Annotated in this window: 14 protein-coding genes; 6 read left to right on the top strand and 8 right to left on the bottom strand. The window is 60.8% G+C overall.

All coding sequences use genetic code 11. From position 1 onward, the window contains the following. Positions 1 to 8: 8 nt before the first annotated feature. Genes flgD through flgB form a run of 3 tightly spaced genes read right to left on the bottom strand, consistent with a single transcriptional unit; the run spans position 9 to position 1,588 of the window. On the bottom strand, positions 9 to 716 hold the full coding sequence (gene flgD / locus ACNQPL_RS08200; protein ID WP_346615048.1) for a flagellar hook assembly protein FlgD: 708 nt from the start codon (positions 714 to 716) through the stop codon (positions 9 to 11). A 15-nt stretch (positions 717 to 731) separates the two neighbouring features. Further along, positions 732 to 1,175, bottom strand: a complete 444-nt coding sequence (flgC, locus tag ACNQPL_RS08195; RefSeq protein ID WP_416466416.1) for a flagellar basal body rod protein FlgC — start codon at positions 1,173 to 1,175, stop codon at positions 732 to 734. 2 nt (positions 1,176 to 1,177) lie between these two features. Further along, a complete protein-coding gene (gene flgB, locus ACNQPL_RS08190) occupies positions 1,178 to 1,588 on the bottom strand; it encodes a flagellar basal body rod protein FlgB (RefSeq protein WP_416466414.1) in 411 nt (136 codons plus the stop codon). A 706-nt stretch (positions 1,589 to 2,294) separates the two neighbouring features. Between flgB and ACNQPL_RS08185 the strand changes: the two genes are divergently transcribed. Continuing rightward, positions 2,295 to 3,638 carry a DUF6861 domain-containing protein gene (locus ACNQPL_RS08185; RefSeq protein ID WP_416466413.1) on the top strand — a complete coding sequence of 448 codons (1,344 nt, stop codon included), beginning with the start codon at positions 2,295 to 2,297 and terminating at the stop codon, positions 3,636 to 3,638. Positions 3,639 to 3,649: 11 nt separating this feature from the next. After that, entirely contained in the window at positions 3,650 to 4,267 is a 618-nt protein-coding gene (locus ACNQPL_RS08180) for a GAD-like domain-containing protein (protein ID WP_416466412.1), read from the top strand. A 61-nt stretch (positions 4,268 to 4,328) separates the two neighbouring features. Here ACNQPL_RS08180 and cheR read toward each other — a convergent pair whose 3' ends face one another. Both cheR and ACNQPL_RS08170 read right to left on the bottom strand, forming a co-directional pair. After that, positions 4,329 to 5,156, bottom strand: coding sequence for a protein-glutamate O-methyltransferase CheR (gene cheR / locus ACNQPL_RS08175; RefSeq protein WP_416466411.1), 828 nt, complete (start codon positions 5,154 to 5,156; stop codon positions 4,329 to 4,331). A 51-nt stretch (positions 5,157 to 5,207) separates the two neighbouring features. Next, a complete protein-coding gene (locus ACNQPL_RS08170) occupies positions 5,208 to 6,137 on the bottom strand; it encodes a chemotaxis protein CheV (RefSeq protein ID WP_346615044.1) in 930 nt (309 codons plus the stop codon). 78 nt (positions 6,138 to 6,215) lie between these two features. Between ACNQPL_RS08170 and flgA the strand changes: the two genes are divergently transcribed. From flgA to ACNQPL_RS08150, 4 genes are all read left to right on the top strand, one after another. Further along, positions 6,216 to 6,968, top strand: a complete 753-nt coding sequence (gene flgA, locus ACNQPL_RS08165) for a flagellar basal body P-ring formation chaperone FlgA (RefSeq protein WP_346615043.1) — start codon at positions 6,216 to 6,218, stop codon at positions 6,966 to 6,968. Between the two features lie 152 nt (positions 6,969 to 7,120). After that, a complete protein-coding gene (gene flgM / locus ACNQPL_RS08160; protein WP_346615042.1) occupies positions 7,121 to 7,435 on the top strand; it encodes a flagellar biosynthesis anti-sigma factor FlgM in 315 nt (104 codons plus the stop codon). 49 nt (positions 7,436 to 7,484) lie between these two features. Then, entirely contained in the window at positions 7,485 to 7,952 is a 468-nt protein-coding gene (locus ACNQPL_RS08155; protein ID WP_346615041.1) for a flagellar protein FlgN, read from the top strand. A gap of 80 nt (positions 7,953 to 8,032) precedes the next feature. Next, positions 8,033 to 8,776: a flagellar brake protein gene (locus ACNQPL_RS08150; RefSeq protein WP_346615040.1), complete on the top strand. Its 744-nt coding sequence runs from the start codon at positions 8,033 to 8,035 to the stop codon at positions 8,774 to 8,776. A gap of 178 nt (positions 8,777 to 8,954) precedes the next feature. On the opposite strand, the gene ACNQPL_RS08145 is transcribed toward ACNQPL_RS08150, so the two are convergent. From ACNQPL_RS08145 to bkdR, 3 genes are all read right to left on the bottom strand, one after another. After that, positions 8,955 to 10,298: an MFS transporter gene (locus tag ACNQPL_RS08145; protein WP_416466410.1), complete on the bottom strand. Its 1,344-nt coding sequence runs from the start codon at positions 10,296 to 10,298 to the stop codon at positions 8,955 to 8,957. Positions 10,299 to 10,425: 127 nt separating this feature from the next. Beyond that, positions 10,426 to 11,667 carry a glutamine synthetase family protein gene (locus tag ACNQPL_RS08140; protein ID WP_416466451.1) on the bottom strand — a complete coding sequence of 414 codons (1,242 nt, stop codon included), beginning with the start codon at positions 11,665 to 11,667 and terminating at the stop codon, positions 10,426 to 10,428. Between the two features lie 283 nt (positions 11,668 to 11,950). Beyond that, entirely contained in the window at positions 11,951 to 12,436 is a 486-nt protein-coding gene (gene bkdR, locus ACNQPL_RS08135; RefSeq protein WP_008098689.1) for a Bkd operon transcriptional regulator BkdR, read from the bottom strand. Positions 12,437 to 12,569 lie beyond the last annotated feature (133 nt).

Raw genomic sequence — 12,569 nt, 5'->3', positions numbered from 1 at the left:
GGCGGGCCTTAGATACCGATAGTTTGTACGTCGGAGAGGGAAACCTTACCGACACCCGCGAGGTTGAGCACCATTTCGCCGGTTGCATTGAAGCTGACGCTGGTCACCTTGGCCGGCAGCAGGGTGTTCATCTGCACTGCCTGCCCGTCCACGGTGGTGCTGGCGGTGAAGGTGTAGGTGCCCGGGTCGACCTTCTCGCCACTGTTGTTGGTGCCATCCCAGATGAAGTCGGCATAACCGGCTTTCTGCTCGCCCAACTCGATGGTCTTGACGGTGTTGCCGTCCTTGTCCTTGATGGTGATCTTCGCTTCGCTGATCGCCTGCGGTACGACGAACTGCGCATTGAAGCTTTCGGCCGTATCGACCACGGCCTTGTCGTTCTGCACGACCACCGAACGGCCGACCAGCGACGAAGCCTGCAGGGCCTGGGACGAGGCCATGGCGTTGGTGATGCTGCTGACCGAATCGTTCAGCGTAGTGATGCCTTCCAGGCTGCTGAACTGCGCCAGCTGGGCCACGAACTCGCCATTGTCCTGCGGGTCCAGCGGGTTCTGGTGCTGCATCTGGGTAACCAGCAACTGCAGGAACGCATCCTTGCCGAGCGTGTCGGTGCCCGTCTTGGAGGCGGTATCCGTGGTTTTCTTGGTGGTGCCACCGACGCCCGATGCCGTGAGGACATCATTGAGGTTTACACCGCTGGTGCTATCGACTGCCATGGTCTGGATTCCTTATCACTGACCCAGGGTCAGGACTTTCTGCATCATGTTCTTGGCGGTGTTCATCAGCTCGGCGTTGGTCTGGAACGCCCGGCTGGCGGAGATCATGTCGGCCATCTCCTCAACCACGTTGACGTTCGGGTAATAGACGTAGCCGTCCTTGTTCGCCGCCGGGTGGTTGGGCTCGTAACGCGCCTCCAGGTTGCTCTGGTCTTCGATGATGCCCTTGACCTGCACACCCTGCCCCGCCTCGCCCTGGTCTTCGAACAGCGACTGACTGCTGCCGGCCTGGGCATTCTGGAAGGTGGTGGCGAATACCGGGTGGCGTGCGCGGTAGGTCTGGTCGATGCTCGACGAGACGGTTTCGGCGTTGGCGATGTTAGAGGCAACGGTGTTGAGGCGGGTGTTCTGCGCACTCATGCCGCTACCGGCAATGTTGAAGACACTGGAAAGGGACATGGTCATTCTCCGCGCAGGGCCGAAACCAGCCCTTTGAATTTACTGTTGAGCAAGGTGAAGCTGGCCTGGAAACCGATGGCGTTTTCGGTGTAGTTCGATTGCTCGATCTGGGCGTCCACGGTGTTCTGGTCGATCGACGGTTGTGTCGGCGTGCGGTACTGCAGCGTGTCGTCGGCCATCGCCAGGCCTTCAGCCTCGATGTGACGGCTGTTGGTCCGGTCCATGGCGAACCGGCCAGCGGTTTGCTGCTTCTGGCTTTCGGCGGCGAGCACCGAAGAGAAGTCCATGTCACGCGCCTTGTAGTTGGGCGTGTCGGCGTTGGCGATGTTGTTGGCCAGCACTTCAGCGCGCTGGGCGCGGAAGCCCAGGGCCTTTTCGTGGATGCCAAGCGCCTTGTCGAAACTGATGCTCATGTCGGGGAAACCTTCGAAGGTTGACCGGAAGATCGTTGGCCAAGTTATAGCAAGGGCTGTGCCAATGTTCGGAAAGCCCGGAAACGCTGGGCTGGGCGGCGGATGATTGCGGGGGTGATGCCAGAAAAGCGGCAAAGTGCTTCCGCCTGGGGAAGGCAAAGCGGCAATTGCCGGGTGGCAAAAGCGGCAAAACAAAAAATTGACGTCAAGGGTTGGGATTGGGGGGGGTTAAAGCGCTCGGCTGGAGATTTGAGGGGGTGCGCAAATCGCTCGGCTGGAAATTTGAGGTGATGCGCAAATCGCGCGCCGCCCGCGCGGCGCATCGCTGGCAAGCCCGCTCCTACATTTGTTGCAACGTGCCATTCCAGTCAGGCCATGGTTGTTCGCCTTGGTGCATGACTGAAGACAGGTGGGGCGGCGGCAGCGCCGGCCGAAAAATCGCGTCGTGCTAACAAGGCTGACAACTATGGCCTGACTGGAATGGCACGTTGCAACAAATGTAGGAGCGGGCTTGCCCGCGATGCGCCGCGCGGGCGGCGCTCGATCTCAAGGACGCCGAAGCAATCGCGTCAAGCCCCCCCCCAGAACGCAGCACAATCCCCGCCAATTAGCGCCGATAGAGACTTTTCCTACAACCTTCTCAGAAATGATTACGTTCATTCCATGATGTGATTTCCCCCTGCACGCACCTGTCAGGGAGACACACATGTTTCTGAGCCGCCTTGTGCCGTCATGGCACGAGATCGAGTCGCGCATCATCGATGAAATGGGCTATCAAGGAGGTGCCCGTTTCGTCGACCAGTACAACCAACCGGTCGCGTCACTCGCACTCAACATTCGCCGAATCCGCGCCGTCCAGTCCGCCTTCAACCAGGCTGAATGGCAAGCCGCGCAGCTCTTGCGCCAACGCTTCACCGAGCTGGAAATCGCCAGCATCCTCGACGAACTGTTGGTCGTGGTCCGGCAGATGGCGATGATCGTCGCCGGCAGTGCCGTTACCGGCGGCGCCATCGGTGCCGGGATCGGTGCCTTTGGTGCCGGTGCCGGAGCTTTTCCCCTCGCAGGGGTAGGCGCCACGATGGGCCTGAAGGTTAGCGGCTGGGTCCTCGGCGTACTCGGCCTGTCGTCCATCGCCGAGTTTTTCATCGACGGGTTGCCGCGTATAGGCGAGTACTACCTGGACGGCATCCGCAGCGCCTGGGAAGGCACGCACGATGAAGGCTTGAGCCCGTTCGGCAGAGATGATCCGAATGCGATATCGCGGGCCGCGCATTCGATTGCCCTTGGCCATGTGGAAGTCGTGGCGCTGTTGCTGGGTGCGATTGTTTCGTACCTCACTCGGGGGCGCGGCGATGCCCGGGTGCTGGCGCAGGAAATGGCTGCCAGCGACAAGGGGGCGCGGCTTGGGCAATGGATGCTCAAGCATGAAGAGGGGTTGAAGAAGCGGCCGGATTTGCAGGTGCCGGAGCGCCGCAGGGGGGCGGTTGATGATCCACCGCCCGCGCAGCCGAATCGGCCTGCGGGGAAAGACAAGGAGCCTTCGACTGGGAAGCCCGGTAGCATGCCGTTGCATAGGGTGGCGTGCTTCAAGGCGGACAACTTGCCGACCTCCAAGCATGGGGAGTTTGAACGGCAGTTGAAGGGGCAGCAGGATGGGTTGAACCGGCTGACGGTTGAGGAGTTTCTCGAAAACGTTGCCAATCCCGTGAAACGCAGTCCGAATGCAGCCAGACGCGCCCGGAAAGAATTGGAAGAAACCCTGACTCGGCGATTCGAAGAAGAATTGCAACAAACGCTAAGCTACAAAGCGGCGAGAGTAGAGGCCGCGAAGAGGGTGAAGGAAACGATGGCCAGTATCGCTGCACTGCACAACCCTGACCTTATTGCCGGAGGGAAAGACGTAATCGGAGGATTCGGCGATCGCCAGGTCAACGCCAGTATTGGACCGCAATGGAAAACGAAGATTGAAAACCTAAAAAACGCCGCCCAGGCAGTCCCTGAGTCTTCGCACAGCAAAACACTAATGAATGTCGATCTTCATAAATGCTAAGGAGCTTTGATATGGATGAAGCATTTTCCATGTTTCTGGAAGAGTTTGGACCACCGATCGAGCGCCGGGAGGTACCGACATCCAGCATTCAACGCTACAAAGGCAAGCTACCTGATCAGCTGCTGGCATATTGGGCCGAGCATGGATGGGCCGGCTACGGGGAGGGTATCTTCTGGATGGTAAACCCTCAGGAGTATCATGGGGTGGTCACCTCTTGGCTCACGGGTACCGAGCTCGAGACTATCGATAATTACCATGTAATTGCCAGAAGCGCTTTTGGCGATCTGTATCTCTGGGGCGAACAAACAGGCGCCTCACTCAAAATCACAACCATTCTCTCGCGATATACAACCCACAAGTCCATCTACACAGGAGACAAAATGGATAAAGGCATAAGAGCCTTCATGGCGTCCCTACGTATGGACACCAATGATTATGGCGAACTGTTCATCCCAGCCAAAAAGAAGCTAGGCCCACTTCTCCATGACGAGATGTACGGTTTTACACCGGCACTGCTACTTGGCGCCCCCGACAGTTTGGGACATTTGGAAAAAGTAAAAGCAGTGGAGCATCTTGTCTTTCTTGCACAGCTTGCACCCCTTTCACCCTACAACTTCTCGGACTTCTGATACAGCACAAAGCGTTATCAGCAGGGCTGCTAAGCAGCCCCTCGAAAAATCTACCAACGCCTTACTTAGCCTGATAAATGATCCCCGGACTGCACTGCACCATCTGATAATGATCCGGCAACCCATTGAGCGCCTCGGAGGCGCCGAGGAACAGATACCCACCCGGCTTCAGCGTGCTGTGAATCCGCAGCAGGATGTCCTTCTTCACCTGGGCCGAGAAGTAGATCAGCACGTTACGGCAGAACACGATGTCGAACTTGCCCAACGCTGCGTAGCTGTCGAGCAAATTGAACGAGCGGAATTCGACACGGCTGCGGATGGCCGGCTTGACCGCCCAGCGCCCCGGGCCCTTGGTATCGAAATAACGCTGCAGGCGCTCCTGGGACAGGCCGCGGGCGATTGCCAGGCTGTCGTACTCGCCGGTCTTGCAGTTGTTCAGCATCGAACCGGACAGGTCGGTGGCGACGATCTGCGCGCCCATCTTCAACTGGCCGAGGTTGCTGCGCTCGAACTCGTCGATGGCCATCGAGATGGAGTACGGCTCCTGGCCCGACGAGCAGGCTGCCGACCACATGCGCAGGCGCTGGCCCGGGTTGTTCTTGATGAACTCGGGGATGACCTTGTTCTTCAGCACTTCGAACGGGTAGGTGTCGCGAAACCACAACGTTTCGTTGGTGGTCATCGCATCCACCACCTGCTCGCGCAAGCCGCCACGCGGCTGGGCCTGGATGCGCTGCACCAGCTCGCCCAGGCTCTTGATGCCCTGTTGCTCCATCAGCTTGTTGAGACGGCTGGCGACCAGGTACTGCTTATTCTCGCCCAGCAGGATGCCACAGGCTTTCTCCAGGAATACCCGGAACTGTTCGAAATCCAAATTACCCGTAGACACTACTGCGGCCTCTTTTCAATCACTGGTGCCGGGAGTCGCCTCCCGGCTGCTTCAATGCGCTGCCTTGATCCGGTCGACCACTCGCTGGGCCAGGTCGTCCGGCTTGAACTTGGCGAGGAAATCATCGGCACCGACTTTCTTGACCATCGCCTGGTTGAATACCCCGGACAGCGAAGTATGCAGGCAGATGTGCAATTTTTGCATACGTGGATCGCTGCGGATCTCGGCAGTGAGCGTGTAGCCGTCCATTTCCGGCATTTCAATGTCCGAGATCATCATCAGGAATTCTTCTTCCGGCCGCTTGCCCTCATCCACCAGCTTGCGCAGGTAGTCCAGGGCCTGACGGCCGTCATTGAGTGCCACCACCTCGACCCCGACCGTCTGCAGGCAGCGGCTGACCTGCTTGCGCGCCACCGACGAATCGTCGACGGTCAGCACACGCAGCAGCACGGCCTTGTCCTGCGTATCGGCATCGACCACACCGGCAGATACCTGCTCCGACGACGGCGCCACCTCGGCCAGCACCTTTTCCACGTCGATGATTTCGACCATGCGGTTGTCCACTCGGGTGACTGCAGTCAGGTAGTGGTCGCGGCCGGTACCCTTGGGTGGCGGATGGATTTCTTCCCAGTTCATGTTGACGATGCGCTCGACCGAGTGCACCAGGAAGCCTTGGGTCTTGGTGTTGTACTCGGTGATGATCACGAAGCTCTTGCGCGTTTCTTCCTGCAGCCCGGGCAACCCGGTGGCCATCGACAGGTCGAGGATCGGAATGGTCGCCCCGCGAATATTGGCCACGCCACGCACCACCGGGTGTGATCTGGGCAGCACGGTCAGGTCCGGGCACTGCAGCACCTCGCGAACCTTGAACACGTTGATCCCGTAAAGCTGTGCGCCATTGAGGCGAAACAGCAGCAACTCCAGGCGATTCTGCCCCACCAGCTGTGTGCGCTGGTTGACCGAATCCATTACCCCCGCCATGCCTGACTCCTTCTTCTTTCTGCCATTTCGTAGCAACTCATGTAGCGAGTCGGCACGGGCTTTGCTTTTTTGAGCGCCATGTACACGAAAACGACAATTTTCCGACGACTGACGCACCTGCTGAGCGGCTCGCTTGCCGTGCTGTGCCTGTTGGCACCCGGCGCTCGCACCTGGGCGGACGCGGTTACCTTGCCTGAACAGCTTATCGGTGTCACCCAAGGGTTTCTTGAATTCACCGTCGAGGATTACCTGGCCACGACCCAGACTGCAGGCCGCTACGAGATCCAGGTCAACCCGCTCGACCCGCGCCTGCGCATGCCGTTGTGCAGCCAGCCGCTGGACGCCTCGCTGGAGAGCCCTGCGCAGCCTTTGGGCCGGGTGACCGTGCGGGTGCGCTGCGATGGCAGTGCGCCGTGGACGATCTTCGTGCCGGCCACCGTGCGGCTGTTCCGCGACGTGGTGGTGGTGACCCGCCCGCTCAAGCGCCAGAACATCGTCGGCGAAGGTGACGTGGCCCTGCGCGAACGCGACGTCGGCACCCTCGGCCAGGGCTTTCTCACCGACCTGGACCAGGCAGTGGGCATGAAGATGCTGCGCCCGACGGTCATCGACCAGGTGCTTACCCCGCAGCATCTGGAGCAGGCCGAGGTGGTGCAAAAGGGCGACCACGTCGTCATCATCGCCCGCAGCGGCAGCCTCAGCGTGCGCATGCCTGGCGAGGCCCTGAGCAAGGGTGGCCAGGGTGAGCAGATACGGGTGCGCAACCTGAATTCGCAACGGGTGGTAAAGGCCCGGATTACCGGCCCCGGCCAGGTCGAGGTCGCCATGTAGATTGGGCTGGCGGTTGGGAACCGCTTTTCCTAAACTGTGTCAGAACACGGGTTCGCGGGCTTGCCGACAGGCGGCTGAGCATTTGTGCCTAAAGTTTCTTTCGGGATGGCCGAAAACAAGGCAAGCGTCCAAATACCCAGGGGTTTCTGATCATGGTCATCGACTTCAGTCGTTTGAATAATTCTCCGTCCATCACGGGCGGCGTTCGCGGCAATGCCGCCCCCGGCAACGCCGACAAACCCGGCGAAACCAGTGAAGCGCCGAAAAGCGCCAGCGCCAGCGGAGAAGCGGTACACCTCAGTCAAGAGGCCCAGCAGTTGCAGAAGATCAGCGACAAGCTGCGCGATCAGCCGGTTGTCGACAGTGCCCGCGTGGCGCAGTTGAAACAGGCGATCGCAGATGGCAGCTACCAGGTCGATGCCGGCCGGGTCGCCAGCAAACTGCTCGATTTCGAAGCCCAGCGCTGACCGTTCGGCGCGCTGACTTCACGGACGCTTTAAAAGCCAAGAGTTAGCCATGCACGACATCACATTGCTGCAACTGATCGAAGACGACATCGCACCCACCCAGGAACTGCTCGACCTGCTTCAGCAGGAGGCAGTCGCCCTGCACGGCCGCGACATGGCACCGCTGGAGGGTATTCTGGCCCGCAAGCAGTCGCTGATCGTCCTGCTCGAGCAGCAAGGCATCCGCCGCAACAACCTGCTCGCCAGCCTCGGCCTCAGCGCCGACCGCGCCGGGGTGCAGGCAGTGGCAGCGCAGTCGCCCAACGGTGAAGTGATCATGCAGCAACTCAACGTGCTGACCCAGTTGATGGACGCCTGCCAGAAGGTCAACGAGACCAATGGCCGGATCATTCAGGTACAGCAGCACGTGACGGCCAACCAGATCAGAATCCTCATGGGCGGCGATTCTCCGTCGCTCTACGACAGCCGTGGCGCTACCTCGCCACTGGCCAAGCCCCGGGCGCTCAGCCAAGTGTGATTACTTCTATCAAGGCACGGAACATACTGGCAAAATGCCGTTACTTGCGTGTGCCGCTTTTGCCTGGAGATTGATAACCCGTGTTCAATGAAACCGATGCTCCGCAGCCACCAAAGGTGCTGAACACTCCTTTGGAGATCGCGGCCAACCTGCGCCAGCTACAGGACAGTCACGATCCTCTGATCATCACCTTCCATGAGCGCAGCCAGCGGTTCCAGAGCTACGTGGTGGATGTGGACCGTGACAGCCATACCCTGGCGCTGGACGAAATGATCCCGCGCGACGGCGAACGATTCATCGAGAACGGCGAACCGTTCCGCGTCGAAGGCTTCCACGATGGCGTGCGCATCGCCTGGGAATGCAACCACGAACTGAAGATCACCGAGGTCGACGGCCACCGCTCGTACCGCGGTGCAATGCCTGAAGAGATGACCTACCACCAGCGCCGCAATGCGTTCCGCGCCGCGCTGAAACTGTCGCAACTGGTCGATGTGATCCTCGACGGCGCCCACCTCAAGGGCAATGGCGCCCTGCGTGGCAAGCTGCTGGACATCTCTGCCACCGGCTGCAAGCTGCGTTTCGACGGCAATGTCGAAGACCGCCTGCAACTGGGCCAGGTGTACGAGCGCTTCAAGGCCGGCAACCCCCTGGGCCTGGTCGACACCATGGTCGAGTTGCGCCACCTGCACCACGAAGAACGCATCAACACGACCTTTGCCGGCGTGCGCTTCCATAACCTTAATGGCCAGGCGCAGCGCAAGATCGAGAGCTTCGTGTACCAGTTGCAGCGTGAAGCGCGGCGCTTCGACAAAGACGATTATTGATTGCCTGTCGAATGCGCAAATGCCACCCATTGGGTGGCATTTTTGTTTTCGATGTGCCTGAACCGGCCTCTTCGCGGGGCAAGCCCGCTCCCACAGTGCTACCAATGGCTTGGGGCCTGCAGGGTATCTGTGGGAGCGGGCTTGCCCCGCGAAAGCGCCGGTACAGACGACACAAGGCTCAAACCGACTTGCTGATCTCATCCCCCACCGGAGCCTCAGCCACAGGCTCTGCTTTTTCTTCCACTTCGGTATCCTCAGCCGCCACCGGCGCCTGCATCACATCCTGCACGGTCTGCTCATCCACGCGCGGGTCGAGCGCCGCCGACAATGGCGAACCCGCCGCCGGCATCGCCACGTGGCCCAGCGGTGCGTCCTGCACCTGGTGCAAGCCGGTGACCGCTTTCGGGCGGATCCGCCACACCAGCACCAGCGCGAAGAACACGAAGAAGGCATAGAGCATCTGGGAACCCAGCACCTTCATCAGCACCCCCGCCGCCAGCGGCCCGATGCACGCCCCCACGCCATAAGTGACCAGCAACATCGCAGTCAGCGAGACGCGCCGCTCGCTTTCCACATGGTCGTTGGAAAAAGCGACCGCCAGCGGATACAGGCAGAACTGCAGGAGCGAGATCAAAAAGCCGATGCCGAACAGCAATTCCAGCGGCACGTTGGGGAGAATCGCCAGTGGCGCCGCCGCCAGCGCCAGCCCCACCGCCACACTGCGGATCAGTACCGCCCGGTCGTAGCGGTCGGACAACCAGCCCAACGGCCACTGCACCAGCAAACCGGCAAAGATGCAGCTACCCATGAACAGACCGATCTGCTCGGTGGACAGCCCTTGGCTTGAGGCATACAGCGGCGCCAGGCCGTAGAACGAACCGACGATCAGCCCCGACCCCAGCACCGTGCTCAGCGATTGTGGCACCCGCTTGATGAAGAATTTCGGCTCCATTGGCGCCGGGCGCAGCGGTGCAGGGTGAATGCGCCGGGTCATCGCCACCGGCACCAGGCACAGCGCAAAGCACATGGCGACCAGCATCAGCAGTTCAGGGCCAAGTTCCGGGTGCACCACCAGGATCAGCTGGCCAAGCACCAGCCCCAGGTAGGAGGCGATCATGTAGCCGCTGAACACCGCACCACGGTGCTTGGCATCGGCCTGTTCGTTGAGCCAGCTCTCGATGACCATGTACTGGCACATCATGCCCAGGCCGACGATCATCCGCAGCCCGACCCAGGCCGGTAGCCAATTGGTCAGCCCATGCCCCAGCACCGCCGCACCGACGATACCGGCACACGTGGCATAGGCGCGAATGTGCCCGACCCGGCCGATCAGCCGGTGGCCGACCTTGCCGCCCACGGCCAGGCCGAAATAGTTGGCTGCCATCAGCGCACCGACCCACAGGCTGTCGACATGATCGGCCGCCAGGCGCAGTGCCAGGTAGGTACTGAGCAGACCCGAGCCGATAAGCATCATCAAGGCAGCGAAATACAGCGACTGAAACGGCTTCCAGATGTTTCGCATACGTCCCGTCGGGCTCCCTGGTCTGGTGGCGTTGGCTTGGCAAGCATAAAAGCAATTGTGCCGCAGCGCAGTCCCCTGCCGGCGAAATAGCCGAACAGGGACGCGCCCAGTAGCGATGGTGTCGCGATCAGGCCTGTGCTGCCAACACGCGCCGCTCCCACGGCGTGATCTCGTCAAAGAAATCGGTCAGCTCAAGCGTCTTGGTGGCAACGTAGCCTTCGATGAACTCACTGCCGAACAGTTCCCGTGCCAGCGCGCTGCGTTTGAGGCGCTCCAGCGCCGCGTGCAAGGTGCACGGCAGGCTCAGGTGCTCCGGCACCGCGAACTCGCCCTGTATCGCCGGCGTGGGCTGCAGGCGTTGCTCGATGCCGTGCAGGCCGGCCGCCAGGCTGGCGGCGATGGCCAGGTAGGGGTTGGCGTCGGCACCCGGCAGGCGGTTTTCGACACGCCGCGCCACTGGGTCACTGGCCGGGATGCGCAGCCCGGCGGCGCGGTTGTCTTCGGACCAGCAGGCATTGTTAGGCGAGGCATAGGGGTGGCAAAGCCGCTGGTACGAATTGACGTTGGGAGCGAACAGTGCGGTGAAATCGGCCATGCACGCCTGCTGCCCACCGATGAAGTGGTAAAAGGTCTCGGTCGGCTGGCCCTGGTCATCGCTGAACACGTTACGCCCCGTGGCAACCTCCACCAGGCTCTGGTGAATATGCATCGAGCTGCCCGGCGTATGCGCCAAGGGCTTGGCCATGCACACCACGTTCAGCCCATGCTTGAGCGCCACTTCCTTGAGCAGGTGCTTGAACACGAAGGTCTGGTCAGCCAGCACCAGCGGGTCGCCGTGCAACAAGTTGATCTCGAACTGGCTGACGCCCATTTCATGCATGAACGTGTCGCGCGGCAGGCCGAGCGCGGCCATGCAGTGGTACACCTCCTGGAAGAACGGGCGCAGGCCATTGTTGGAACTGACACTGAACGCCGAATGGCCAAGCTCGCGACGGCCGTCCTTGCCCAGCGGCGGCTGAAAAGGCTGCAGCGGGTCGCTGTTGGGCGCGAAGACGAAGAACTCCAGCTCGGTCGCCACCACGGGCGCCAGGCCGAGCGCAGCATAACGGGCGATCACGGATTTGAGCTGGCCGCGGGTGGAAAGCGCCGATGACCTGCCGTCCAGCTCGTTGGCATCACAGATAGCCAGGGCCAGGCCCTCCTCACTCCACGGCAACCGGTGGATCTGCGAAGGCTCCGCCACCAGTGCCAGGTCGCCGTCGTCACTGCCGTAAAAGCGCGCCGGCGGGTAGCCGCCCATGATGCATTGCAACAGCACGCCGCGGGCCATCTGCAGGCGGCGGCCCTGCAGGAAGCCTTCGGCGGTCATCACCTTGCCGCGAGGTACACCGTTGAGGTCGGGGGTGACGCATTCGATCTGGTCGATGCCCTGGAGGTGCTCGTCGAGCGAGCGTTGGGCTGCGGTGGTCATGACGCTTGTCCTTGTTGTTATAGGCTGACCACAACATAGGCTGGGGGTGTTTAAAATATCAAGCACCCCGCACTGGCCTCATCGCCGGCAAGCCGGCTCCCACAGGGAAATCACAGGCCCTCACAGCGGTGCAATACCTGTGGCAGCCGGCTTGCCGGCGATCAGGCCCGTATGAACAACCTTATTCGCGCAGGGTCATGCCATTGGCAGGCAACGGCAAGGCGGTCTTGTACCGCACCTGCTTCAAGGCAAAACTCGAGCGAATGTTGGCCACCCCCGGCAACCGCGTCAGGTAATCAAGAAAGCGTTCGAGCGCCTGAATGCTCGGCAACAACACCCGCAGCAGGTAGTCCGGGTCACCGGTCATCAGGTAGCACTCCATCACCTCGGGCCGTTCGGCGATCTCTTCCTCGAAGCGGTGCAGCGCCTGCTCGACCTGCTTCTCCAGGCTGACATGAATGAACACATTCACATCCAGCCCCAGAACCTCCGGCGACAGCAACGTCACCTGCTGGCGGATCACGCCCAGTTCTTCCATGGCCTTGACCCGGTTGAAACAGGGCGTGGGCGACAGGTTCACCGACCGCGCCAGCTCTGCATTGGTGATGCGGGCGTTGTCCTGCAGGCTGTTGAGAATGCCGATATCGGTACGATCGAGTTTGCGCATGAGACAAAATCACCGGTTTTTTGTGTTTATGCAGAATGTTTATCTGTGCCGCCCGATAAAGGCAATCAACTTGAGAGAAAAATTCTCCCAGCGTGTCACTACTATGTAATTGACGCTGACCTACCAGTCACAA

Origin of the sequence: Pseudomonas sp. LFS044 (assembly GCF_047978245.1) — a bacterium.
Classification (GTDB): Bacteria; Pseudomonadota; Gammaproteobacteria; order Pseudomonadales; family Pseudomonadaceae; genus Aquipseudomonas.
Note: the sequence above shows the minus strand (reverse complement) of the source record. Positions and strands in the feature narration are given on the sequence as shown.